Source organism: Neotamlana laminarinivorans, from assembly GCF_020523925.1.
Taxonomy (GTDB): domain Bacteria; phylum Bacteroidota; class Bacteroidia; order Flavobacteriales; family Flavobacteriaceae; genus Neotamlana; species Neotamlana laminarinivorans.
The window spans coordinates 1-255 of the sequence record NZ_JAJAPW010000112.1 but is presented as its reverse complement, the minus strand read 5'-3'; the positions used below and the strand labels follow the sequence as shown (position 1 = coordinate 255).

The following is a 255-nucleotide window of genomic DNA, read 5'->3' as shown; positions in this document are numbered from 1 at the left end:
CGATAGATTACACGCCAACAGGCGATTACAATGGTACAGATCAAATCACATATCAGATCTGTGATGCGGATGGCGATTGTGAAACAGCAGTAGTAGATATTACAGTGAACTCGGTAAATGATGTACCTAGCACGACGGACGATACGGCAAGTGTAGATGAAGACGATACAGTAAACATTGTAGTATTAGACGACGATAGTTTTGGCGGCGATGGTCCAAGCACCGGCACGATAACTATCACCAGTGGGGCGAGCA

Annotated in this window: 1 protein-coding gene; it reads left to right on the top strand. The window is 45.9% G+C overall.

The window, feature by feature from the left end:
* The coding region (locus LG649_RS16250; protein ID WP_262904517.1) for a cadherin-like domain-containing protein at window positions 1-255 on the top strand (255 nt) is incomplete at both ends.